Origin of the sequence: Saccharothrix syringae (genome assembly GCF_009498035.1) — a bacterium.
Lineage (GTDB): Bacteria > Actinomycetota > Actinomycetes > Mycobacteriales > Pseudonocardiaceae > Actinosynnema > Actinosynnema syringae.
In genome coordinates this window covers 4,338,048-4,361,491 of the sequence record NZ_CP034550.1, presented here as the reverse complement: position 1 = coordinate 4,361,491, position 23,444 = coordinate 4,338,048, and the positions used below count along the sequence as shown (strand labels likewise).

18 protein-coding genes and 1 pseudogene are annotated in these 23,444 nt (G+C 74.6%); 9 read left to right on the top strand and 10 right to left on the bottom strand.

All coding sequences use genetic code 11. From position 1 onward, the window contains the following. Positions 1-97 precede the first annotated feature (97 nt). The 4 genes and pseudogenes from EKG83_RS19000 (at position 98) to EKG83_RS18990 (ending at position 2,047) form a co-directional block, all read left to right on the top strand. The gene (locus EKG83_RS19000) at positions 98-844 is read left to right on the top strand and encodes a hypothetical protein (protein ID WP_051766724.1); all 747 of its coding nucleotides are present in this window, start codon (positions 98-100) and stop codon (positions 842-844) included. Then, complete coding sequence (locus tag EKG83_RS18995) at positions 831-1,376, top strand: phage holin family protein (protein ID WP_228122691.1); 546 nt, start codon at positions 831-833, stop codon at positions 1,374-1,376. The genes EKG83_RS19000 and EKG83_RS18995 overlap by 14 nt, the downstream gene beginning before the upstream one ends. Continuing rightward, a pseudogene (locus tag EKG83_RS49645) lies at positions 1,352-1,426 on the top strand (hypothetical protein); the annotation flags it as partial. The gene EKG83_RS18995 and the pseudogene EKG83_RS49645, both read left to right, overlap by 25 nt. Before the next feature lie 87 nt (positions 1,427-1,513). Beyond that, a complete protein-coding gene (locus EKG83_RS18990; RefSeq protein ID WP_228122690.1) occupies positions 1,514-2,047 on the top strand; it encodes a hypothetical protein in 534 nt (177 codons plus the stop codon). A 136-nt stretch (positions 2,048-2,183) separates the two neighbouring features. Here the strand turns inward: EKG83_RS18990 and pcaD are convergent, their stop codons facing one another. The 3 genes from pcaD to EKG83_RS18975 all read right to left on the bottom strand — a co-directional run bounded on the left by pcaD (position 2,184) and on the right by EKG83_RS18975 (position 5,962). After that, a complete protein-coding gene (gene pcaD / locus EKG83_RS18985) occupies positions 2,184-2,933 on the bottom strand; it encodes a 3-oxoadipate enol-lactonase (RefSeq protein WP_033434395.1) in 750 nt (249 codons plus the stop codon). Next, entirely contained in the window at positions 2,930-4,276 is a 1,347-nt protein-coding gene (gene pcaB, locus EKG83_RS18980) for a 3-carboxy-cis,cis-muconate cycloisomerase (protein WP_228122688.1), read from the bottom strand. Before pcaB ends, pcaD begins: the two co-directional genes overlap by 4 nt. A 294-nt stretch (positions 4,277-4,570) precedes the next feature. Further along, positions 4,571-5,962: a PP2C family protein-serine/threonine phosphatase gene (locus EKG83_RS18975; RefSeq protein ID WP_033434394.1), complete on the bottom strand. Its 1,392-nt coding sequence runs from the start codon at positions 5,960-5,962 to the stop codon at positions 4,571-4,573. A gap of 96 nt (positions 5,963-6,058) precedes the next feature. Here EKG83_RS18975 and EKG83_RS18970 point away from each other — a divergent pair, with 96 nt between their 5' ends. Continuing rightward, positions 6,059-10,501 (top strand): HAMP domain-containing protein, encoded by a 4,443-nt coding sequence (locus tag EKG83_RS18970; RefSeq protein ID WP_153278213.1) that lies wholly within the window; start codon positions 6,059-6,061, stop codon positions 10,499-10,501. Between the two features lie 72 nt (positions 10,502-10,573). Here the strand turns inward: EKG83_RS18970 and EKG83_RS18965 are convergent, their stop codons facing one another. Next, complete coding sequence (locus tag EKG83_RS18965; RefSeq protein ID WP_248782446.1) at positions 10,574-10,891, bottom strand: STAS domain-containing protein; 318 nt, start codon at positions 10,889-10,891, stop codon at positions 10,574-10,576. 147 nt (positions 10,892-11,038) lie between these two features. Between EKG83_RS18965 and EKG83_RS18960 the strand changes: the two genes are divergently transcribed. Then, positions 11,039-11,425: an ATP-binding protein gene (locus tag EKG83_RS18960; RefSeq protein WP_033434392.1), complete on the top strand. Its 387-nt coding sequence runs from the start codon at positions 11,039-11,041 to the stop codon at positions 11,423-11,425. A gap of 209 nt (positions 11,426-11,634) precedes the next feature. Here the strand turns inward: EKG83_RS18960 and EKG83_RS18955 are convergent, their stop codons facing one another. After that, positions 11,635-13,101: a trypsin-like serine protease gene (locus tag EKG83_RS18955; protein ID WP_033434391.1), complete on the bottom strand. Its 1,467-nt coding sequence runs from the start codon at positions 13,099-13,101 to the stop codon at positions 11,635-11,637. A gap of 188 nt (positions 13,102-13,289) precedes the next feature. Between EKG83_RS18955 and EKG83_RS18950 the strand changes: the two genes are divergently transcribed. Beyond that, a complete protein-coding gene (locus EKG83_RS18950) occupies positions 13,290-13,520 on the top strand; it encodes a ferritin family protein (protein ID WP_033434390.1) in 231 nt (76 codons plus the stop codon). Positions 13,521-13,795: 275 nt separating this feature from the next. Here the strand turns inward: EKG83_RS18950 and EKG83_RS18945 are convergent, their stop codons facing one another. Then, positions 13,796-14,032: an antitoxin gene (locus EKG83_RS18945; RefSeq protein ID WP_228122686.1), complete on the bottom strand. Its 237-nt coding sequence runs from the start codon at positions 14,030-14,032 to the stop codon at positions 13,796-13,798. Positions 14,033-14,262: 230 nt separating this feature from the next. Here EKG83_RS18945 and EKG83_RS18940 point away from each other — a divergent pair, with 230 nt between their 5' ends. Further along, a complete protein-coding gene (locus EKG83_RS18940; protein ID WP_033434388.1) occupies positions 14,263-17,076 on the top strand; it encodes an AfsR/SARP family transcriptional regulator in 2,814 nt (937 codons plus the stop codon). Between the two features lie 534 nt (positions 17,077-17,610). On the opposite strand, the gene EKG83_RS18935 is transcribed toward EKG83_RS18940, so the two are convergent. Continuing rightward, positions 17,611-18,609 carry a GAF and ANTAR domain-containing protein gene (locus tag EKG83_RS18935; protein WP_084716984.1) on the bottom strand — a complete coding sequence of 333 codons (999 nt, stop codon included), beginning with the start codon at positions 18,607-18,609 and terminating at the stop codon, positions 17,611-17,613. Between the two features lie 454 nt (positions 18,610-19,063). Here EKG83_RS18935 and EKG83_RS18930 point away from each other — a divergent pair, with 454 nt between their 5' ends. Beyond that, positions 19,064-20,062, top strand: coding sequence for a hypothetical protein (locus tag EKG83_RS18930; protein ID WP_051766722.1), 999 nt, complete (start codon positions 19,064-19,066; stop codon positions 20,060-20,062). A gap of 145 nt (positions 20,063-20,207) precedes the next feature. Here EKG83_RS18930 and EKG83_RS18925 read toward each other — a convergent pair whose 3' ends face one another. The 3 genes from EKG83_RS18925 to EKG83_RS18915 are packed head-to-tail and all read right to left on the bottom strand — an operon-like array spanning position 20,208 to position 23,283. Continuing rightward, complete coding sequence (locus EKG83_RS18925; RefSeq protein WP_033434386.1) at positions 20,208-20,564, bottom strand: STAS domain-containing protein; 357 nt, start codon at positions 20,562-20,564, stop codon at positions 20,208-20,210. Continuing rightward, entirely contained in the window at positions 20,561-21,634 is a 1,074-nt protein-coding gene (locus EKG83_RS18920; protein WP_033434385.1) for a cobalamin B12-binding domain-containing protein, read from the bottom strand. Before EKG83_RS18920 ends, EKG83_RS18925 begins: the two co-directional genes overlap by 4 nt. Beyond that, positions 21,631-23,283, bottom strand: coding sequence for a PP2C family protein-serine/threonine phosphatase (locus EKG83_RS18915; protein ID WP_228122684.1), 1,653 nt, complete (start codon positions 23,281-23,283; stop codon positions 21,631-21,633). Before EKG83_RS18915 ends, EKG83_RS18920 begins: the two co-directional genes overlap by 4 nt. Between the last annotated feature and the right edge of the window lie 161 nt (positions 23,284-23,444).

The following is a 23,444-nucleotide window of genomic DNA, read 5'->3' as shown; positions in this document are numbered from 1 at the left end:
ATTCCGGCAAAAGATCTTTGCCATGGCGAAGTTGATTAGCCCGGCGTGCCCTGGGTAGGTCCCTTGGCGAGAACACGCCGACCGTGAGGAGTCAGTCGTGGCCGAGAACCAGGTGGGCGCGGTCCGCGAGACCGCCGAACAGGAAGGCACCGCCGTGGCGCGGCACGCCAGGCAGGCCGCCGGAGAGGTGGGTGCCACCGCACGCGAACAGGCCGCCCAGGTGGCCCAGGAGGCCAAGGGCCAGGCCAAGCACGTCGTGCACGACGTGCGGCAGCGCGTCGCCGGCGAGGCCGAGCAGCAGGCGCAGCGCGTGTCGCAGCAGATCAACCGCATCGCCGACGAGCTGCACTCGATGGCGGAGAACTCGGGTCCCGACTCGATGACGGCCCCGGCGCTGCGCCAGGTCGCCGAGTCCGGCCGGCAGGCGGCCCGGTTCCTCGACGAGCGGGGTGCCCAGGGCCTGCTGGAGTCCGCCCAGGACTTCGCGCGGCGCAAGCCGGGCACCTTCCTCATCGGCGCGGCCGTGGCCGGGTTCCTGGTCACCCGCGTCGCGAAGAGCATGAGCGGGTCCGGCCAGCAGCAGCCCCAGCAGCGCGACCTCACCTCGCGGCAGGGCTACCTGACCGACGAGACCACGCCGCTGCCGACCACCGCGCAGCTGCCGCAGGAGCCCGAGTTCAGCACCCCCGCCCCGCGCACCGGCGCGGAGGCACCGGGCACCGGTTACCCGGCGGGCACCGGCTACCCCGCCGGCGGCGGGTACGCCACCGGCCAGTACGGCCAGGGCACCGGTCAGCCGGGTACTGCCTACCAGTCGGAGGGCAGCTCGTATGTCCAGCGCTGAGACCACCGGGCGCACCGCCGGGACCGTGCCCGGCGCGGCGCCGGGAGCGGTACCGGGAGCGGTACCGGGCGCGATGCCGGGCGCGATGCCCGGAGCGGTCCCCGGCGCGGCCTCCGAGGTGCCCTACCCGCGCACCGACGTGGGCCCCGAGGACGACCGCACGTCGCTGGGCGAGCTGATCGGCGAGCTGACCCAGGACCTGTCCAAGCTGATGCGGCAGGAGCTGGAGCTGGCCAAGGCCGAGATCCGGGAGGAGGCGTCGAAGGCGGGCAAGGCCGCCGGGATGCTCGGCGCCGCCGGGTTCGCGGGCTACATGACCGCGGTCCTGCTGAGCCTCGCCCTGGTCTTCGCCCTCGGCGCGGTCATGCCCCTGGGCTGGGCGGCGCTCATCGTCGCCGCGCTGTGGGGCATCGCCGGGTTCGCCCTGTTCTCCACCGGCCGCGCGCGACTGCGCCGCGTGTCGCCGAAGCCGGAGCGCACCATCGAAACCCTCAAGGAGGATGCGGAATGGGCCCGACACCCGACCAAATAAGGCACGACATCGACCGAACCCGCGCCGAACTGGTCGCCGACGCCAACCGCATCGTCGACCACACCAGGCCGCGCAACATCGCGCAGCGCCGGGTCAACCGGGTCCGGCGCGGTCTGACGACCCTGAGGGAGCGAGTGATGGGCACGATGCCCGACACCACGGCCGTGCAGTACCGGACCTCGGACATGGCCTCGACGGTCGGTGACCGGACCAAGGACGCGGCGTCCACCGTCGGCGACAAGGCCCAGGAGGCCGCGCACGCCGTGGCGCAGACCGCCCAGCAGGCGGGTCACGCCGTGCAGCAGGCGCCCGAGCGGGCGCGGCGGCAGGCGCAGGGCAACCCGCTGGCGGCGGGCCTGATCGCGTTCGGCGCGGGTGCGGTCGTGGCGGCGCTGCTGCCCGCGACGCGGGCCGAGGAGGACGCGGTCAACCGGCTCGGCGAGCGCGCGGGCGACGTGGTGGAGCCGGTGAAGCAGGCCCTCACCGAGTCGGCGCAGAAGCTCAAGGACGACGTCGCGTCGACCGCGGGCGAGGCAGCCGACCAGGTCAAGCAGACCGCGCAGCAGGCCGCGCAGGCCACCGCCGAGCACGCCAAGGGCTCGGCCCAGGAGGTCGGCGAGCACGCCCGCGAGTCCGGCCGGCAGGTCAAGCAGGAAGCCCACGACCGGTAACGAGCGGTGCAGGTGCGAGGGGTGGCGCTCCGGCGCCACCCCTCGGGGCTTTTCCGACCTGCCGACGGTGGGGCGCGCCGGCGGAAGAGGTGCGCGGTCGTTCCGCCGGCGGACGTGTCGGCGTCGGACGGTCCGCTCAGAGGTGCTTGAGCATGATCGCCGAGACCTCCTCCGCGGCCTCCACGTTCACCAGGTGCGCCGCGGGCACCACGTGGAACGTCGCGCCGGGGATGGCCTCGGCCACCGCCCGGCCGCACCGCGCGGGCGTGGCCTCGTCGAAGGCACCCGAGATCACCGCGGTGGGCGCCTCGATCGCGGTCAGCACCGACCTCAGGTCCAGCGCGGCCAGCGCGTCGCAGCAGCCCGCGTACCCGTCGTCGTCCACTGCGGACAGGTCCGCCTCGAACGCGCCCACCAGCTCCGGGAACCGCCCCGCGAACTCCGGCGTGAACCAGCGCCCCACCACCTCGCGGGCGATGGCCGCGGTACCCGCCGCGCGGACCCGGGCCGCGCGGTCGTGCCACGGCCGGGCCGCGGTGAACGTGGAGACCGTGCAGCACAGCACCAGCCGCTCGATGCGCTCGGGCGCGTGCCCGGCCAGCCACATCCCGACCATGGCGCCCATGGACGCCCCGCAGTAGGACACCCTGGGCAGCTCCAGGGCGTCCAGCAGCTCCAGCACGTCGTCGGCGAGGTCGTCGAGCCGGTAGGACCCCGGCGCGGACGGGCTGCCGCCGTGCCCGCGGTGGTCGTAGCGCAGCACCCGGAACCGCTCGTGCAGCGCCGGCAGCTGCGCGTCCCACAGCGCGGTGGTGGTGCCCAGCGAGTTGCCCAGCACGACGACCGGCGCGCCCGGCGGCCCGCTCAACTCGTGGTGCAGCTTCACGGTCTGCCCCTCCCCCGGTGCGCGGCCAGCGCCCGGTCGACGAACTCGCCCGCGCTGCCGACGTAGCAGGCGGGGTCCAGGGCGTCGTCGACCTCCTTCTCGGTCAGCCCGATCCGCAGGTCGGCGATCAGCGCGTCGCGCAGCGGCCGGCCCGAGGCCACCGCGGTCCGGCACACCTCGGCGACCAGGTCCTGCGCCTCGGCGCGGCCGATCGCGGCGGACAGCCGCACGGCCACGTTCTCCGCCATCAGCAGGCCCCCGGTCAGCTCCAGGTTGCGCCGCATCCGCTCGGTGTCCACCCGCAGCCGCGACAGCAGCTCGCGCGTGCCGCGCACCGCGCCGCCGACCAGCCGCAGCAGCTCGGTCACGGTCTGCCACTCGCTGTGCCACGCGCCCGCCGCCCGCTCGTGCTCCTGCACCATCGAGCCCAGCAGGGTGGACACCAGGCCCGGCACCCGCCGCGTGCCCGCCGCCACCAGCACCGCCCGCACCGGGTTGCGCTTGTGCGGCATGGCCGACGACGTGCCGCCCTCGGCCTCGGCGACCTCGGCCACCTCGGTCTGCGCGAGCAGCACCACGTCCTGCGCGATCTTGCCCAGCACGCCCGCCACCTCGCCCAGCGCGCCGGCCAGCTCCACGACCCTGGTCCGGTTGGTGTGCCAGGGGATCAGCGGCGCGGCCAGGCCCAGCTCGGCGGCCAGCTGGTCGGTCAGCGCGGCACCGGGGTCGGCCACCGCGGCCAGCGTGCCCGCCGCGCCGCCGAACTGCACCGCCAGCCGGTGGGCGCGCACCCGGGCCAGCGCGGTCTCGGCCTCGTCGACCGCGACCAGCCACCCGGCGCACTTGAGGCCGAACGTGGTGGGCAGCGCGTGCTGGGCCAGGGTGCGGCCCGCGATCAGGGTGTCCCGGTGGCGCTCGGCGAGCCGCTCGCACTCCGCGGCCACCGCGCGCAACCCGACCAGCACCGGCCCCAGGGCCCGGTGCGCGACCAGCGACAACGCCGTGTCCAGCACGTCCTGGCTGGTGGCGCCGTTGTGCACGGCGGCACGGCCCTCGGGGGTGACGTGCGCGGCGATCGCCCGCACCAGCGGCACCACCGGCGTGCCCGAGGCCGGCGCGTCCTCGCCGAGGACGACCGGGTCGTAGTGCCCGACGTCGATGGCGGTGACCACCATCCGGGCCGCCTCCTCGGGCACCAGGCCCGCACGGGCCTGCACGATCGCCAGCGCGCGCTCGAAGTCGAGCATGGCCCGCAGCCACGCCCGGTCGCAGATCTCGGCCTCCACGTCCGGGTCCGTGAACAGCGGACCCCACAGTGAGCGGGCGCCGTGCTCAGAGGTCAAAGACGGTTTCATGCTCCCCTTGACTGGGTGTCGAAGCTGTGGCCCCGCTGTTCTGGAGGCGCTCCGGCGGAACCCCCGGAAATCCTTCCACCGCGCCGGGCCGCGCGGGTGGTCGGGGTGGGTGAACCCGGTGCGGTCGCGGGCCTCCCCCGTTCAGCGGCTTGCGCTGCGCGGTACGGTCCGCGCCCGGTCGCGCGTCCGGACGGTACCGGGCCCGCCGCGGGCGGTTCAACGGATCTTCCGCCCAGCGGGAGCCGGGGTGCCGGCGGTCCTGTGTGGACCGTCGCGGCGGCGTCAGCCGGTGGCCTGCACCACCATCAGGGTCAGGTCGTCGTGCTCGGCCGTGCCCAGCCAGCCGAACACGAGCCGCCGCAGGTGGTCGGCCACCCGCTCGGCGGGCATGCCGGCGCAGTCCGACAGCGCCGCCTTGAGCCGCAGGTCGCCGAACAGCTCCTGCCGGTCGCCGTCCTTGCGCGCCTCGGTCACCCCGTCGCTGTAGAGCAGCAGCGTCTCACCCGGCGCGAGCACGACCGTGGTCTGGTGGAACCGCACCTCCGGCAGCACGCCGACGATGCCGCCGTGCACCGCGACCTCGTCCACCCGGCCGTCGGTGCGCAGCACCAGCGGCGCGGGGTGCCCGCCCGCGGCCAGGGTCAGGCGCAGGCCGCCCGCCTGCACCGCGACCATCGTGCCGACCACGAGGGTGGTGAACAGCCTGCTGCCCGCGGCCCGCAGCGCGGCGTTGAGCAGGTGCAGCAGCTGCGCGGGTCGCTGCTCGACCAGCAGCAGGGTGTGCAGGCTCTGCCGGACCCGGCCGCTCTGCGCGGCCGCCTCCACCCCGTTGCCCGCCACGTCGCCCAGCACGAACGCGGCGCTGCCGTCCTCGCGCGGGTGCACGTCGTAGAAGTCGCCGCCGACCAGCGCCTCCGCGTGCGCCGGCTCGTAGACGCGGGCCAGCCGCACGCCGGGCACCTCCGGCAGCGGCGCGGGCAGCAGGTTCGCCCGCAGCGCCGACACCACCCGCTCCTGCTCGGCGAACCGGGTGCCCGCGGCCACCGCGACCGAGGCCCGCTCGGCGTAGCGCCGGAGCAGGTCGGTGTCCCGCACGCCGCCGAAGCACAGCAGCGCGCCGCCCTCCGTCAGGGGCACCGCCACGCCCGTGCCCGACACGCCCCACGGCCCCTCACCCGAAGTGGTGACTTCGGCCTGCCCGGTCTCGCCGTCGAGCACGGCGGCCAGCCCCGCCGCGCCCGTGGCGGCCTGCCGGGGCGTGCGGGTCACCGCGACCTCGCCGCCGGCGGTGCGCCGCCACCACTCCAGCCGCCCGCGCAGCCCCGGCAGCACCGCCACCGCGCACCGGGCGGGCGCCAGCTCGACCACCGCGCGCAGCGCTTCCGCCCGGTCGCTGAACAGGGCGAACCGCCGGCCCGCCCGGTCCAGGAAGTCGTCGGCGGCCCGGTACCACGCGGTCCAGCCGCCGCCCAGGTCCTGCCTGCGGCCCCCCGGCTGCGGCAGCACGGCACCCGGCCGCGCGTCCGGGAACAGCACGGCCGCGAGCGGGTTGACCAGGCGGACGACGGCGTCCGGGTCGAGCACGACCACGGCCTCGTGGAAGCCGTCGACGAGACGGTGCCACGAGTCGAGGTCGAGGCCCGTCTCGGCGCCTTGCCGGTAGCCCTGGGCCATCTCGGCTCCTGTGTGTCGGGTTCGACCCAACCTATCGGACAAGTCGCCCCCAACAGTGGCAGGCTTGGCGCAGTTCCGCTGACATCGGAGGCTCTCGTGACGACCGTTCAGGACGACGCGGACGTGACCCTGGCCCGGCTCCTGTCCGCCATGCGGGAGATGAGGGACGGCAACTTCCGCCGCCGCCTCGTCGTGCCGCGCGGCGGGGTGGGCGCCGAGCTGGCCGAGGCGTTCAACGAGATCGCCGAGCGCAACCAGTGGCTGGTCGGCGAGCTGACCCGGGTGCGGCAGTCGGTGGGCCAGGAGGGCATCCTGGGCGAGCGGCTGGCGCCCAGCACCGGCACCGGCGGCTGGGAGCTGGCCGCGGGAGCGGTGAACGGGCTGATCGACGACCTGACCCGGCCGACCGCCGAGCTGAGCCGCGTGCTCGCCGCGGTCGCCGAGGGCGACCTGTCGCAGGAGATCGTGGTGGACGCGCGCGGCGAGGTCGCGGCGCTGGTGGAGAGCTTCAACTCGATGACCGCGACGCTGCGGACGTTCGCGGGCGAGGTCACCCGGGTGGCGCGCGAGGTCGGCACCGAGGGGCGGCTGGGCGGCCAGGCCCAGGTGCCCGGCGTGGCCGGCACCTGGCGCGACCTCACCGACTCGGTCAACTTCATGGCGGACAACCTGACCAAGCAGGTCCGCGACATCGCCCAGGTCGCGACCGCGGTGGCCCAGGGCGACCTGACGCAGAAGATCACCGTGACGGTCGCGGGCGAGATGCTGGAGCTGAAGGAGACCGTCAACACGATGGTCGACCAGCTCTCCTCGTTCGCCGACGAGGTCACCCGCGTCGCGCGCGAGGTGGGCACCGACGGCAGGCTGGGCGGCCAGGCCCAGGTCACCGGGGTCGCGGGCACCTGGCGCGACCTCACCGACAACGTGAACTTCATGGCGAACAACCTGACCTCGCAGGTCCGCAACATCGCCCAGGTCGCGACCGCGGTGGCCCAGGGCGACCTGTCCCAGAAGATCACCGTGGACGCCCGCGGCGAGATCCTGGAGCTCAAGACCACCATCAACACCATGGTCGACCAGCTCTCGGCCTTCGCCCAGGAGGTCACCCGGGTGGCCCGCGAGGTGGGCACCGACGGCAGGCTGGGCGGCCAGGCCCAGGTGCCCGGCGTCGCCGGCACCTGGCGCGACCTCACCGACTCGGTCAACTTCATGGCCGGCAACCTGACTTCGCAGGTCCGCAACATCGCCCAGGTCACCACGGCGGTGGCGCAGGGCGACCTGTCCCAGAAGATCGACGTCGACGCGCGCGGCGAGATCCTCCAGCTCAAGACCACCATCAACACGATGGTGGACCAGCTCTCCTCGTTCGCGGCCGAGGTGACGCGCGTGGCGCGCGAGGTCGGCAGCGACGGGCGGCTGGGCGGCCAGGCCCAGGTGCCCGGCGTGGCCGGCACCTGGCGCGACCTGACCGACTCGGTGAACTTCATGGCGGGCAACCTGACTTCGCAGGTCCGCAACATCGCCCAGGTCGCGACCGCGGTGGCCCGCGGCGACCTGTCCCAGAAGATCACGGTGACCGCGCGCGGCGAGATCCTGGAGCTGAAGGACACCATCAACACGATGGTCGACCAGCTCTCCGCCTTCGCCGACGAGGTCACCCGCGTCGCGCGCGAGGTGGGCACCGACGGCAGGCTAGGCGGCCAGGCCCAGGTGCCCGGCGTGGCCGGCACCTGGCGCGACCTCACCGACTCGGTCAACTTCATGGCGAACAACCTGACCGCCCAGGTGCGGTCGATCGCCCAGGTCACCACGGCGGTCGCGCTCGGCGACCTGTCCCAGAAGATCACCGTGGACGCGCGCGGCGAGATCCTGGAGCTGAAGTCGACCATCAACACCATGGTCGACCAGCTCTCGGCCTTCGCCGACGAGGTGACGCGCGTGGCCCGCGAGGTGGGCACCGACGGGCGGCTGGGCGGCCAGGCGCGGGTGCCTGGCGTGGCGGGCACCTGGAAGAACCTGACCGACAACGTCAACGTCATGGCCGACAACCTGTCCACGCAGGTCCGGTCGATCGCCGAGGTGGCCACCGCGGTGGCCCGCGGCGACCTGTCCCAGAAGATCACCGTCGAGGCCAAGGGCGAGGTCGCCGCGCTGGCGGAGACCATCAACGGCATGGTGGACACCCTGCGCGCGTTCGCCGACGAGGTGACCCGCGTGGCGCGCGAGGTAGGCACCGAGGGCATCCTGGGCGGCCAGGCGCGGGTGCCCAACGTGGCGGGCACGTGGAAGGACCTGACCGACAACGTCAACTCGATGGCGAACAACCTGACCAACCAGGTCCGCAACATCGCCCAGGTCACCACCGCCGTGGCGCTCGGCGACCTGTCGAAGAAGATCGACGTGGACGCGCGCGGCGAGATCCTGGAGCTCAAGACCACCATCAACACCATGGTCGACCAGCTCTCCTCGTTCGCGCAGGAGGTCACCCGGGTCGCCCGGGAGGTGGGCACCGAGGGCAAGCTGGGCGGCCAGGCCGAGGTCGAGGGCGTCTCGGGCACCTGGAAGCGGCTGACCGAGAACGTCAACGAGCTGGCCGGCAACCTCACCCGCCAGGTGCGCGCCATCGCCGTGGTGGCCACCGCGGTGACCGCGGGCGACCTGACCAGGCAGATCACCGTGGACGCCTCTGGCGAGGTCGCGGACCTCAAGGACAACATCAACCGGATGATCAGCAACCTGAGGGCGTCGACCCGCGCCAACCAGGAGCAGGACTGGCTCAAGACCAACCTGGCCCGGCTGTCGGGCCAGATGCAGGGCCACCGCGACCTCAAGGCGATGGCGTCGCTGGTGATGAGCGAGCTGACGCCGCTGGTCTCCGCCCAGCACGGCGCGTTCTTCCTGGTCGACAACGAGTCCGAGGTGCTGGAGCTGACCGCCGCCTACGGCTGGTCGCCGCGCGGCGGGCGGCCCTGGCGGTTCAAGCGCGGCGAGGGCCTGATCGGCCAGGTCGCCGTGGAGAAGAAGACGGTCCTGGTCACCGACGTGCCGCCGGGGTACCTCCAGGTCACCTCGGGGCTGGGCGCCGCGCCGCCGGCGAACCTGGTGATCCTGCCGATCGTGTTCCAGGGCGAGACGCTGGGCGTGATCGAGCTGGGGTCGTTCGGCGAGTTCACCGAGGTCCACCTGGACCTGCTCGACCAGCTGAAGGAGAACATCGGCGTCAACGTGAACACCATGCTCGCCAACGCGCGGACCGACAGCCTGCTGGCCGAGTCCCAGCGGCTGACCGAGGAGCTGCGGGCCGGTTCGGTGGAGCTGGAGGCGCGGGCGCGGCAGCTGTCGTCGGCGTCGAAGTACAAGTCGGAGTTCATGGCGAACATGTCGCACGAGCTGCGCACGCCGCTGAACAGCCTGCTGATCCTGGCGAAGCTGCTGGCCGACAACCTCGACGGCAACCTCAACCCCAAGCAGGTGGAGTTCGCCCGGACCATCCACTCCTCGGGCACCGACCTGCTCCAGCTGATCGACGACATCCTCGACCTGACCAAGGTCGAGGCCGGGCACATGCAGGTGCAGACCGACCCGGTGCGGGTGTCGGACCTGGTGGCCTACGTGGAGGCGCTGACCTCACCGCTGGCCGCGGAGAAGGGCCTGGCCTTCGACGTCGTGGTGGACCCGGACGTGCCGTCCACCCTGCACACCGACGAGCACCGGGTCCAGCAGATCCTGCGCAACCTGCTGTCCAACGCGGTGAAGTTCACCCACGACGGTGAGATCAAGCTGCGGATCCGGGTCGTCGGCGACTCGGTGGCGTTCGACGTGCAGGACACCGGCATCGGCATCCCGGCCGAGAAGCTGTCGGTGATCTTCGAGGCGTTCCAGCAGGCCGACGGCACCACGTCCCGCAAGTACGGCGGCACCGGCCTGGGCCTGTCGATCAGCCGGGAGCTGTCGACCCTGCTGGACGGGCGGCTGGACGTGCGCTCGGAGCCGGGCTTCGGCTCGACGTTCACCCTGTACCTGCCGCTGGGCGAGCAGGGCCTGCTGCCGCAGGTCGTGGTCGAGGCGCAGGAGCTGCCGGAACTGCTCACGCCCGCCGAGCCCGCCGCCGAGCCCGTGGTGGCGCCGGAGGAGCTGCCCCCGCCGCCGATGCGCTTCCACGGCGAGAAGGTGCTGATCGTCGACGACGACCTGCGCAACGTGTTCGCCCTGACCTCGGTGCTGGAGCTGCACGGGCTGAACGTGATCTACGCGGACAACGGGATCACCGGGGTGCGGGCGCTGGAGCAGTACGACGACGTGGCGCTGGTGCTGATGGACATCATGATGCCCGAGCTGGACGGCAACGCGACCATGGCGGCGATCCGGGCCATGTCCCGCTACGCCGACCTGCCGGTGATCGCGGTGACGGCGAAGGCGATGAAGGGCGACCGGGAGAAGTCGCTGGCGTCGGGGGCCACGGACTACGTGACCAAGCCCGTGGACACCGACCACCTGCTGCGCCTGATCGCGTTCTACCTGGGCGTCGAACAGGACTGACCCCGCGCGTGTCCTCCACCGGGACACCGCGAGTCCTCCACCCCGGCACCGCGAGTCCTCCGCTCGCGGGCGTCACCGGGCGGCGGTGGCCGCCTCGACGGTGTCGTGGATGTGCATGACCTCGGTCAGCTCGGTCAGGCGGAACAGCTTGTGCACCGAGGGTTGCAGGGACGCCATCCGGAACTCGCCGCCCGCACCGTCCAGGCGCCGGTGCCAGTCGAGCATCAGGGACAGGCCGGTGGTGTCCATGAACGGCACCCCGCTCAGGTCGACCACCACCTGGTCGCCCGTGCTCTCCTCGAGGTGGTCGGAGAGCAGGGGGACGGTGTCCGCGTCCAGCTCACCCGACACCGCGACGACCGTCCAGCCGCCCCGCACCTCACTGCGCACCCGCAACTCCATGGGGCCCGAGCCTAGCCACCCGTCGCCCCGAGCGCCGCCACTGAACGTGCGGCACGCCGCTTTGGGCACGACCACTCGGTGGTCCGCGCGGCGGATGTGCGACGATGCGGTGACAGCCGATCAACGGGAGCGGATGTGCGCAACGAGCCAGCGGCGCCGGTGGCCGTGACGCTGCCCGCCTCAGCGGGCTCATCGGCACGCGCGCGGCAGGTGCTGGCGGAGGCCGCCTCGACGTGGGGCCTGTCGCCGGACGTCACCGACGACGCCGCGCTGGTGGTGACCGAGCTGGTGTCCAACGCGGTGGACCACGCGGAGGGGCCGGTGGGGCTGACCGTCTCGCGGACGGCGACGGGGGTGCGGATCGAGGTGGCCGACAACTCCCCCGCCCTGCCCCAGCCGAGACCGGTCCAGGTCGACTCTGCCCGCGGGCGCGGGTTGATCATCGTGGAGGCGCTGAGCGCTTCGTGGGGCACGGAGGAGCGGGACGGCGGCAAGGTCGTCTGGGCCGAACTGGCGGGCTGAGACCGCGAAGACCCGCGGGCACGCCCGAAGTGGGGTTCCGCCTTCGCCCGGCACGCCGGGAGCGGAGGGCTTCGCCCTCGGCGGGCACGCCGGAAGCGGGGGCTTCCAGCCCTCACCGGACACGGCGCGAACAGGGGCTTCGTCCTCGCCGGACACGCCGGAAGCGGGGGTCCCCGCCCTCGCTGGGGACCCCCGCTCCCGACCGGACGTCAGGCCACCCCGCGCCCCGACGTCCCCCACCCGGTGACGGTGAGCGTGAACGTCGCCGTCCCGGTCCGCCCGTCCGCCGCGGTCGCCCTGATCACCACGGGGTAGGTCCCCGGCGGGGTCTGGAAGCCCGTCCACAGCAGCGCCGTGCCGCTGCCGCCCGGCGTGACCGCCGGCGGGCTGAACCGGATCGTCGCGCCCGCCGGCAGGCCGGTGGCGGACAGCGCCAGGTCGCCCGCCCCGCCCGACGCGCCGACGGTGAACCGGGCGAAGAAGCCCTGCGACACCGACGCCGACGACGGGTTGGCGGTCACCGCGACGTCACCGGGGTTCTGCCCCCGCACGGTGAGCGTCACCGGCGCGGTGCCGGTCCGCCCGGACGCGGTGGTGGCGGTGACGGTGATCGGGTGGGTGCCGCTCGGCGCGGTCGCCGCCACCTCGAAGGTCAGCTTCGCGTTCGAGCCGGTCCGCACCGCCGCCGGCTGGAACAGCGCCCGCACGCCCGCCGGCAGGCCCGACGCCGACAGGGTCGCCTGCTCGGGGCCGGTCGGGCCCGCCGCGGTGGTGACGGTGGTCGAGACGTGGCCGCCCGCCGGCGCGGTGACGCCGGCCGGGGACACGCCCACGGTGGAGTCCCCGACCTGCCGCGCGACCCAGTCGCCCATGTCGTTGGTCAGCCGGGCGTAGACGCTGTACCACTTGAAGTCCGACCGGCTCCACGACGCGACGCCGACGACCTTGCCGGCCACGACGAGCGGGCCGCCGCTGTCACCGGGCAGGATGGCGGTGCGGCCGTCGGCGTAGCCGGCGCAGATCATGGTGGCCGACTTGAAGCCGGCGCCGACGCCCTGGCAGACCCGGTCGCCGTCGACGACCGGCAGGGTGGCCTTGGCCAGGGTGACGTCGCGGCTGCTGTCGTCGAACTCCTTCTTGCCGTAGCCGAAGCCGAGGCCGTTGTCGCCGGGGGTGACCAGGCCGGCGTCGGCGGAGGTGGCGAACCGGGCGTACCGGCCGCCGGGCACCGGGATGTCGTCGGCGACCGTCACCACGGCCACGTCGTAACCCTGGTCGAAGTTGACGTACCGGGGGTGCTTGGCGTACTCCACGACCGCGGTGCGGAACCCGCCGCCCGCGTCGAGGTCGTCCAGCCCGTACAGGAAGCTCTTCTCACCGGCCGCGTCGGCGCAGTGGGCGGCGATGAGGACCTTCCGGGGCGCGATGACCGAGCCGGTGCAGGACTGGCCCCGGGGACGGGTGCCGCCCTCGCGCAGGCCGGCGATGACGGCGGGGAACTCGTCCACCGTCGCGGGTTGGCCGTTGTGGAAGGACGGGCCGGCGTCGGCGCCGGCGGGCACCGTCCCGCCCTCGTAGTTCGCGGCGGGGGCGTGCCCTGGTGCGGCCGCCACCAGCAGCGGGAGCAGGACCGCCGCTGCGGCCAGGGACGCGGCGCCGGGACGTGGTCGTTTCACTGTGCTTCCCCTTCAGCCGCCTCGGCAGGGGTGAGGCGGCACACCCACTGTCGGGTGACGCCCGACGGGGAACAATCGGGGAAGCGATCCGTAGGGGTACGGCACTTATGCACGTGTCCGGGGCGTTCGGCCCGGGTATCCGGGGGGCACCATTCGGGTAGCACCACGCAACCCAGTGAGGAGGTCACGTGTCCACCACCGAATCCGGTCAGGTGACCGGTACCCGGGACAAGGACTACAACATCATCTGGTTCGTCGAGGCGTGCCTGAGCAACGCGCTGCGCCTGGAGGGCTACATCGCCGACGCCGAGCGCGCGGGTGACGCCGAGCTGGCGGACTTCTTCCGCCGCGCGCAGGCCGAGAGCCGCAAGGGCGCCGAGCAGGGCAAGCAGCTGCTGGCGTCGCGGCTGGGCTCCTGAGCCGAGCGGGGCCCCGGGGAGGACCGCCGGGGCGCGCGAGGAGGGCCGCCCCGCGCTGGGGCGGCCCTCCTGCTCGCTCGGGGACTCCGGGGACTCCGAGAACCCCGAGGACCCGGGGCCGGGAACGGACCGGGGTCACCCGCTGCTACGAACGGGTGATCACGGTCGAGTGATCACGCGGCCACGGCCTGGCGATCCAGGCGGTCACCGCCAGTGGCCGCGGACGAGTGGTCAGCCGGCCGTGGACAGGTGGTTGCCCGGCCACCGCCGGGTGATCACTGCTGCCCGAACCGGTCCAACCCCTCCTTGGCCTTCTCCGTCCCCTGCTGGATGTGCTCGGTGTGCTGCCCGCCGGTCCGCTCGTCGACGAACTGCCCGGCCCGGTCGACCCCCTGGTCGACCTTGTCGCCGTGCTGGCCCAGCGCGTCCTTGGCCTTCTCCTTGAGCTCGTCGAACTTGTCACCGATGCCCATGTGCGTTCGAACCTCCTCGGGGGTGTCCCGGGTGGACACCGCGGAGGGGGTACCCGGGGAGGCCCCACCGGGACGCGCGGGAGCGCCCGACTCCCCCGATCGAGTGAGGGCGGAAGTCGGTTGTGGGAGGCTTTGGGAGGCGACCCGCTCCCCCAGGACAACGGGCCGCCTCGGTGTGAACTATTCGCGGTCGATCCTGTGAACCGTTTGCACGATGTTGGAATGTGCTGGTCAGGCCCGTTGACCGGGAATGCGCGCGTGGGGGTGGGATGGCGGTCGAGATCGGCCTGCTCGGTGAGGTGGCGGCCGGGGTCGGTGGGCGGCCGGTGGACCTGGGTCCGGCGCGCCAGCGCTGCGTGCTGGCCGCGCTGGCGGTCGACGTCAACCACGTCGTGCCCGCCGAGCGGCTGGTCGAGCGCGTGTGGGGCGTCGAGCCGCCGCGCCGGGCGCACGCGACGCTGTCCAGCTACGTCTCCCGGCTCCGGCACGCGCTGTCGGCCGACGCGTCCGCGAGCCTGGTCCGGCGCTCCGGCGGCTACGTGCTGCTGGTCGAGCGGTCGGCCGTGGACCTGCACCGCTTCCGCGACCTGCGCGCGCGGGCGGCGGCCGCCGCCGGGGACGACGCCCGGGTCGAGCGGCTGCTGGCGGCGGCCCTGGAGCTGTGGCGCGGTGAGGCGCTGACCGGCGTCGACAGCGCGTGGGCGGGCACCGAGCGCGACCGGCTGCACCAGGAGCGGTTCGGCGTGGAGCTGGACCTCGTCGACTGCCGGCTCCGGCTGGGCCAGGGCGAGCAGCTGGTGGCCGAGCTGTCGCGGCTGGCCGTGGAGCACCCGCTGGACGAGCGGGTCGCGGGCCAGTACATGCTCGCCCTGTACCGGGGCCGCCGCGCCGCCGACGCGCTGGAGCACTACCAGCGGTTCCGCACGCACCTGGTGGCCGAGCTGGGCGCGGACCCCGGCGCCGCGCTGCGCGAGCTGCACCGGCGCATCCTCAACTCCGACGCCTCGCTGCTCGCGCCCGGCCGCGAGGCGCCCGCCCCGGCCGCCGAGCAGGTCGTGACACCGCGCCAGCTGCCCGCTGCCCCGGCGTCGTTCGTCGGCAGGCACGACGAGCTGGCGCGGCTGGACGCGGCGCTGGAAGGCGCGTCGCGCACGTCCCGGACCATGGTGATCTCGGCCATCGCCGGGTCGGGCGGCATGGGCAAGACGTGGCTGGCGCTGCACTGGGCGCACCGCTACGCCGACCGGTTCCCCGACGGCCAGCTGTTCGTGGACCTGCGCGGGTTCAGCCCGGACCGGGAGCCGATGAACCCGGCGGTGGCCGTGCGCGGGTTCCTCGACGCCCTGGGCGTGGAGCCCAGCCGGGTGCCGGTGGCGCCGCACGCCCAGGCCGCGCTGTTCCGCTCGCTCATCGCGGACAAGCGGGTGCTGCTGGTGCTGGACAACGCCGCCGACACCGCCCAGGTGGTGCCGCTGCTGCCGGGCACCGACTCGTGCCTGGTGCTGGTGACCAGCCGCAACCAGCTCAGCGGCCTGATCTCGGCGCACGGCGCGGCGCACCTGATGCTCGACGCGCTGCCCGACGACGAGGCGCGGGCGCTGCTGGCGGCCCGGCTCGGGCGCGCCAGGGTGAACACCGAGCCGCAGGCGGTGGAGGAGCTGATCCGGCTGTGCGGCGGCCTGCCGCTGGCGCTGAGCGTGATCGCGGCGCGGGCGGGCATGCGGCCCGGCGTGCCGCTGGGCGCCTTCGCCGCCGAGCTGCGCGACCTCGGCCTCCAGGCGCTGGACGAGGACCCCGCCGCGGGCATCTCCACCGTGCTGTCCTGGTCGCACCGCGCGCTGACCCGCGAGCAGGCGGCGGTGTTCGCGCTGCTCGGCATCGCGCCGGGCCCCGACATCGGCCTGCACGCCGCCGCCAACCTCACCGGGCTGTCCCCCGGCGCCACCAGGTCGGTGCTGCGCGAGCTGGAGCAGGCGTCGCTGGTCGGCCGGGACGCGCGCGGCCGGTACCGGATGCACGACCTGGTTCGCCGCTACGCGGGCGAGGCGGCCCGCCGCGACCTGCCCGAGGCCGACCGGGACGCCGCGCTGCGCCGCGTGATCGACTTTTACGTGCAGACCGCGCACACCGGCCACCGCCTGCTCGACCCGCACGCCACGCCGGTGAAGATGGACCCGCCCGTGCCGGGCTGCCGGCCGCTGCCGCTGGAGGACGACCCGGCGGCGATGGAGTGGTTCCAGGCCGAGCACGGCTGCCTGCTGGCCGCGCAGCACGCGGCCGCGGCGATCGACTGGTCGCCGCCGGTGTGGCGGCTGGCGCTGGTCATGACGTCGTTCCACGTCCGGCGCGGCCACCTCAACGACAACCTGCGGCTGTGGCAGGAGGCGCTGGTGGCCGCCGACCGCGCGGCCGACCCGGCGACCCGGGTGCTGGTGCTGCGCAACATCGGCTTCGCCTACGCCAAGCTGACCAGGCACGACGAGGCCATGGCGCACCTGGAGCGGGCCATCGCCCTTGCCCGGGAGAGCGGCGACAGCTTCCTGCTCGCGCACACCCACATCGCGCTGGCGTGGGCGTGGGAGCTGGACGACGAGTGGGCGCGTGCCCTGGAGCACTCGCTGAAAGCGCTGGAGGTGCTGCGCACCATGGAGGGCAGCTCCGCGCGCGAGGCCGTCGCGCTGAACATGGCGGGCTGGTACAGCGCCAAGATGGAGCAGTACGACCACGCGCAGGAGTACTGCGAGGCGGCCCTGGTCCTGCACCGGCGCAACGAGGACCGCAACGGCATCGCCGCCACCCTCGACAGCCTCGCCTACATCGCGCACCGCACCGGCCGGTCCGCGCAGTCCCTGGCGATGTACCAGGAGGCGCTGGGCATCTTCCGCGACCTGGAGCACACCTACGGCGCGGTGGAGTCCCTGGAGGGCATGGGTCACCCGCTGGCCGCGCTGGGTCGGCCGGAGGAGGCCCGCGCCGCGTGGCTGGAGGCCATCGACATGTACCGGGCGCAGCAGCGCGACCACCTGGCCGCGCGCGTCGAGGTGCACCTGGTCGAACTGGAGCGCCGGCTCCAGCTCCGCTGAGGGGCCGGGCGCCCGCGACCACCCCCACCACCGCGGCGTCACCTCCCGCGGCGATGGACGGGTCCGGCCCCTGCTCCGCCGGGTACGAGACCTCCGCCCGGTTGCGGCTTCCCGGTCATCGCCAACGGGCGGCCCAACGGGTTCGGGCAGACCGACTCCGACATGCTCCTGGAGTCCATCGACCGGGCCGTCGCGGAGAACAGCCGGGTCGGCGGCAAGTACCGCGGCAGGATCGACACCACCAAGGTCGCCGTGATGGGCCAGTCCTGCGGCGGCATCGAGACCCACGAGGTGACCGGCGACCCCCTGCTCACCACCGTGGCCCTACCGAGTGGGACCCGATGCGGAAGAACCTCGGCTGAGGGCGCTCCGGCCGAAGTGGTCCGGGGAGCGCGGGCGGCTCCCCGGACCACTGCCGCCCGGGACGGACTGTCCCGTTCGGACGGTGCACCGAGCGGGACGGCCTACCAGGCAGCAGGTTTTGCCGGTGTCGCAACGGGTTTGGGACAGCCGGTCCCGCTACCGGCCCTCGGGTCAACCAGTCCCGCTGCCGTCCCGCCGGGCCCGCAACGTCCGCCGCGCCGCCGCCGCGGCCCGCTGGTGCTCGGCCGCCCGCCGGCGGTGGTACCCGGCGTCGGCGCCGCCCGCGGCGGCCGCCCGGAGGTGCACCGCGGCCGCCCGCTCGTGCGCCCGGGCGACCGACAGCAGGGTGGTGACCGAGCGGTGCAGGGCGTCGGCGGCGCGGGACGCGGCGCTCTCGGCGCGCAGCCTGGCCGCCTCGACCTGTTCGGCGGTCGAGGCGCGCGACCGCACCCCTCGGCGGGGGCCGGCCACCCGCTCGGCCAGGCGGACCAGCTCGGCGGTGTCGTCGGGGTCGACACCGGTGGTGACGACCAGGTCCGCGACGTGGCGGACCTTGATGTTCACCCGCTGCGACGCGCGGCTCAGCAGCACGAACGCCTGCCGGGCGGTGAGGTGGTGCCGCTGCATCAGGATGCCCACCGCGCGGCCGATGGTCTCCCGGCTGACCACGGCCAGGCGCAGGTCGTCCGCGCGCAGGGCGGACTGCATCGCGACCGCGGCGTGCACGGCGTAGAGGTCGGCCAGGTCCTGCGCGCGGTGGTCGAACGCGCCGGGCGCGACGGCGTAGAGGGACAGGGCCGCCCCGGTCCACTCCCCGCCGACCAGGGGGCAGGCCAGCACCTCGTGCACGCCCCGCCGCACCGCGCCGGCCGCGAACCCGGGCCAGCGCCCGTCGGCGAGGTCGACCACGAGCAGCGTCCCCTCCTCCCCCGCCGCACCCAGGCACGGGCCCTCGCCCGCCTCCAGCTGGGCGGTGTCGCAGTCGGCGGCGAGCCGGTCGGTGGCCGCCACCGACCGCAGCCCGCCCGACCTGGCCAGCACCAACCCGACCGAGTCCGCGCCGGGCACGAGGGTCTTGGCCAGGGCGACGATGCGGTCCAGCGTCGCGCTCAGCGTGGCCTGCGCCGCCAGCTCCCGGGCGGCGTCGGCCAACGCGCGAGCGGGTTCCATGCGCGCCGCCCTCCCGAACGCCGCGGTGCCGGCCGGCTCGGTTGACCAGCCGGGTGACCCGGTGATCGGCCGTGTGGGTGCACCCCTCGCGAGCCGCACGGCCTTGTCGGCAACCGACCGTGACACACCGCCGTGCCGCTGCCTCGATCGGCTGACTTCCGGTTTCCGGTCGTTCCGCAACCTCTATTCTGGGGGCAGTACACCACCACGGCCAGGGTTATGCAGACAGCCCGTCCGGTTGCCCGGGGCGCGCTCGCGCCCGCGACCGGGCCGTGCGCGTGGTGCTGCCGTGAGGCGCGCGAACCCCCCCGCACTCAAGCGATTCCGGTGCGCTCGCCACCCGCTTCCGCCCTGAGCCGCGACCGGGCCGTGCTCCCCGGTGCACGCGCGGCCCCGCCGGTGGCGCGAACCCCACCCGGCGCGGGTGCCGCCCAAACCCCGAACGGAGCCGACGATGTCGCCGATCAGCGCAGACCACCAGGAACCGGCCCGGATCGGGACGACCGACGTGCGGCGCCTGGAGTCCGCCACCCGCGTCCTGCGCGAGCAGGACTACCGCGACGGCGGCGGCGCCTGCCGCACGGCGCTGCGGGCCCAGATCGCCCACGGCCGCAGGCTGCTGCGCGCCCAGGCCCGCGAGCAGGTGCGCGACCGGCTGCTGGTGGCCGTGGCCGACCTGCACAACCTCGCCGGCTGGACCGCCTTCGACACCGGCCACCCGCGGGCCGCCCGCGCGCACTACCGCTCCGCGCTGGCGCTGCTGGAGGGGCACCGGCAGCAGGACCTGGTGGCCAACGTCCGCTACCGCTCGAGCCGGGCGCACCTGCACCGCCACGACCCCACCGGCGCGCTGCGGGAGCTGGAGCACGCCCGGGCCGCCGCCGACCGCGGCGCCTCCGCCCGCACCTCGGCGATCATCTCGGTGAACCAGGCGTGGGCCCACGCCATGCGCGGCGATCGGGTGGAGGCGCTGTCGCTGCTGGCCCGCGGCGAGGAGGAGCTGGCCGCCGCCGGTGGTGGCGCGCCGCGGCCGTGGTCGGCGTTCTTCGACCCCACCGACCTCCAGGCGATGACCGGCACCGTCCACACCGAACTCGCCGCGGCCGGCGACCGGATGTGCACGCGCTTCGCGATCCCCGCGCTGACCGCCGCCGTGGAGGGCTACGGCGCCGGGATGCGCCGCAGCGCGGCGTTCTCGCTGACCGCCCTGGCGCTGGACCACGTGCTCGACGGGGACCCGGTGCGCGGCGCCCGCGTCGGCGTGCGGGCCGTGCACCTGGCCGAGGAGCTGACCTCCACCCGGGTCGCGGACCGGATGCGCCCCCTGCTGCGCGAGTGCGAGCAGCGGCACCACCCCGCCCTGGTGGACCTGGCCGGGCGCCTGCGGGTGCTGGTCGACCGCCGCGACAGCCGGTGGGCGCGGCCGGAGGACCGGCAGGCGCGCGGGTCGTGACCGCGCCCCGGCGGTTCGGGCCCCGGCGGTTCGGGCCCCGGTCGTTCGAGCCCCGGCGGTTCAGGCTTCGGCGGTCCAGGCCCCGGCGCCCCGGCCCCCGGCGATTCGGGCCCCGGTCGTCCGAGCCCTGGCGCGGGCCCGGACCTCAGTGGTCCAGCCGCTCCTTGCGCTCGCGGTCCGCCGAGCGGGTCAGGTGGTCGAAGGTCCGCGTGCGCCGCAGCAGCCGGTCCAGCGACGGCGGCCGGTTCTCCAGGTGCAGCTCCGCGCCGGTGGCGGTGGCGATGCGCAGCACGCCGAGCAGCGCGCCCAGGCCCGAGGAGTCGCAGAACCCGAGGCCGGCCAGGTCGAGGTGCAGGCGCCGCACGGGGTGCGCGGCGAACAGCTCGCCGACCGCGGTGGGCAGCCGGTCTCCGTTGGTGTAGGTGATGTCCCCGTCGACCTCGATGCGGGCGGTGTCCCCGTCGACGGTCGTGGTGCAGGTCAGGGTGCGCGCTGGGTTCATGTGGTCGATCCGGGATCGGGGTTGTCGGACGTGGCGAGGAGTTCGGCGCGGGCCGCCCCGAGCAGGTCGGTGGCGCGGGGGAAGTCGCGCAGCTCACCGGCCAGCAGGTCCAGGGCGGGCACCAGGAAGCGGGCCGGGACGCCGCGGGCCCGCAGCACGTCGGCCGTCCACGCGGTGAAGCCGGTGAACAGGGCGCGGTCGTCGGTGTAGAGGGCGGTGGCCAGGAAGTCGACGATGTGCGCCAGGTCCTCGGCGGTGTGGTGGCGCTGCGCGTCGGTGTAGGTGCGCATGACCGGCAGCAGCTCCTCCAGGCCGGTGTAGACGGCCTTGACCAGCTGCCTGCTGGTGCGCGACACCATCGTGTACTCCTGGTCGCCCAGGTGCGGCAGGTCGTCGATGGGCTGGTGGACGTCGCGCGGGCGCGGCAGGGGCGCGTCGCCGAGCAGGTCGGCGGCGGTGCGGGCGTCGGGTGCCCACAGGTCGGCGCCGAGCATGCGCGCGTAGCGGCCGTCGGGGCCGAAGGCGCTGCCGCCGACCAGGACGGGCACGCCGGCCGCCTGGCAGGCGGTGATGGTGGCGTGCGCGGTCGGCAGCCGCGTGGCGATCGAACCGGACAGCGCCACCGCGTCCGGGCCGGTGCGGTGCAGGTGCGTGATCAGGTGCGGGGTGGGCACCTGGGCGCCCAGGTAGTCGACGCGGAAGCCGCGCAGCCGCAGCACCTCGGCCAGCAGCCGCGCGGGCAGGCCGTGCCACTCGCCGTCCACGCACGCCACCACGACCCGGTGGCGGTGCGGTTCCCGGCGCGGCAGCACGCGGGTCAGGGCCGCGACGGCGCGCTCGTCGATCGCGGTGGCCGCGTGCTCGTCGGCGACGCTGAGGCGGTTGGCGGCCCACTCGACGCCGACCTTGCGCTGCACCCCGCCGATGACGTCCAGCAGCAGCACCTCGGGGTCGAGGCCGCGGGCGAAGGCGTCCAGCACCAGCTCCACCGCGGCCTGCTCGTCGCCGACGCGCACCGCCTGCCACAGCAGGTCGGCGCACGAGGCGTCGGTCAGCTCCGCGGTCGTCATGCCGTGTACCGGCCCCGGCCGTGGCCGTCCACCGCGGTCAGGTGCCTGCCGCGCGGCGCGGTGACGGCCAGCACGGCGATGTCGTCGTGCTCGCCCGAGCCGACCCACTGCGAGGCGAGCATGTGCACGTGCTCGACGATCGCGTCGGCGGGCATGCCCGCGCAGTCGGCCAGCGCGGCGCGCAGCCGCTCCTCGCCGAACATCTCGTCGCCCATCGGGCCCCCCAGCGCCTCGGTGATCCCGTCGGTGTAGAGCAGGCACGTCTCACCGGGTGCCAGGACGACCTCCGCCGTGGTCGAGGTGATCTCGGGCAGCACCCCCACCAGGGTGCCGGACGTGGCCACCTCGTGCACCTCGCCGGTCGCCCGGACCACCAGCGGCGGCAGGTGGCCACCGCTGGTCAGCCGCAGCCGCACGTGGGCACCGACCCGCCGGACCGACGCCAGCACCAGGGTCACGAACCGGCTGTCGTGGGTGGACAGCAGCGCGTTGTTGAGCAGGCGCAGCACCCGCTGGTGGTCGGCGGCCAGCGGCAGCAGCGCCTGGAGGGTGGTGCGCACCTTGCCGGTCAGCACGGCCGCCTCCAGGCCCTTGCCGCACACGTCGCCGAGCACGGCCAGCGCCTCGTCCTCCCCGCCGGGCACGGGGTGGACGTCGTAGAAGTCGCCGCCGATCCGCTCGGTGTCCACCGACGCCCGGTAGCGGCCCGCGTACTCGACCCCGCCCAACTGGCGCAGCGTCGGCGGCAGCAGGTCGCGGACCAGCACGTCGGTGATCGCGCCCTGCTGGGCGAACATCCGCGCCGCCGAGATCGCCGCGCCCGCGCGGGCCGCGAACAGCCGCGCGAAGGTCTCCTCGTGCTCGGTGAAGCTCTGCCGCCCGGGACCGCGCAGCAGCACCAGCGCGCCGGCCGGGACGCCGTGCCCGGGCAGCGGGGTCACCACGATCGACGCCACCTCGCCGAAGTCGGCGGGCAGCAGCCAGGTGGGCGCGGAGGACGGGTCGAGCCAGTGCGACGGCACCGGCGGGAAGCCCTGCAACGCCTCGCCCAGCCCCGGCACGTCGTACGGGTCGAAGGCCAGCCGCGCGTGCGCCACCGCGCCGTCGCGCACGCAGTGCGCCACGGGGTACTCGTCCTGCCTGCCGGGCGCGATGACCACCGCGGCGTCGGCCAGGTGGTCGGCGGCCAGCCGCGCGGTGACCTCCATGCAGCGCTCGGGGTGCAGCGAGGTCGACAGCGCCGAGGACATCCGGGCCAGCAGCGCCGTGCGCTCCCGCTCCACGCCCAGCGCCTCGCGGGCCACCCGCACGTCGGTGTCCTCGACCAGCCACCACATCACCGCGCCGCGGTCGCGGCCGACCGGGTGCGCCTCGAAGGAGCGCCGCTCCACCGGGCCCTGCACCGGCTGGGCGGCCGGGCCCGACCGCACGGTGAACTCGGTGTGCGCGTGGGCCAGCCAGGAGGGGAAGCCCGCGGCCAGCGACCCGCCGACGGCGGCGGTGGGGAACAGGGAGCGGGCGGCGTCGTTGAGGGCCCGGACCGAACCGTCGGCCTCGGCCACCAGGGCGGGCGTGGGCGCGCTCAACCAACCGGTGCCGTCGTCGACACCGATCTGCTGCACCACGCGGCCGCTCTGCTCCACACGCACGGGCACCCGTTCCGGGGCCCTTCACCTCGACAATCGCCACCGGTCGCATCAGGCGCCAGTCCTGCGGCGCACCGCAACACCGACACGGTCCGCACCCCAGCCTGCCAGACTTGCGGTGATCGTACGACCCCCGGGGGTGTTAAAAGGGCCATCACCGCAGG

Coding starts and splice junctions, on each gene's coding strand:
- EKG83_RS18990 (WP_228122690.1), top strand. CDS start 1,514: ATGGGCACGATGCCCGACACCACGGCCGTGCAGTACCGGACCTCGGAC.
- EKG83_RS18975 (WP_033434394.1), bottom strand. CDS start 5,962: ATGGCCCAGGGCTACCGGCAAGGCGCCGAGACGGGCCTCGACCTCGAC.
- EKG83_RS18935 (WP_084716984.1), bottom strand. CDS start 18,609: ATGGAACCCGCTCGCGCGTTGGCCGACGCCGCCCGGGAGCTGGCGGCG.
- EKG83_RS18930 (WP_051766722.1), top strand. CDS start 19,064: ATGTCGCCGATCAGCGCAGACCACCAGGAACCGGCCCGGATCGGGACG.
- EKG83_RS18925 (WP_033434386.1), bottom strand. CDS start 20,564: ATGAACCCAGCGCGCACCCTGACCTGCACCACGACCGTCGACGGGGAC.
- EKG83_RS18940 (WP_033434388.1), top strand. CDS start 14,263: ATGGCGGTCGAGATCGGCCTGCTCGGTGAGGTGGCGGCCGGGGTCGGT.
- EKG83_RS18995 (WP_228122691.1), top strand. CDS start 831: ATGTCCAGCGCTGAGACCACCGGGCGCACCGCCGGGACCGTGCCCGGC.
- EKG83_RS18920 (WP_033434385.1), bottom strand. CDS start 21,634: ATGACGACCGCGGAGCTGACCGACGCCTCGTGCGCCGACCTGCTGTGG.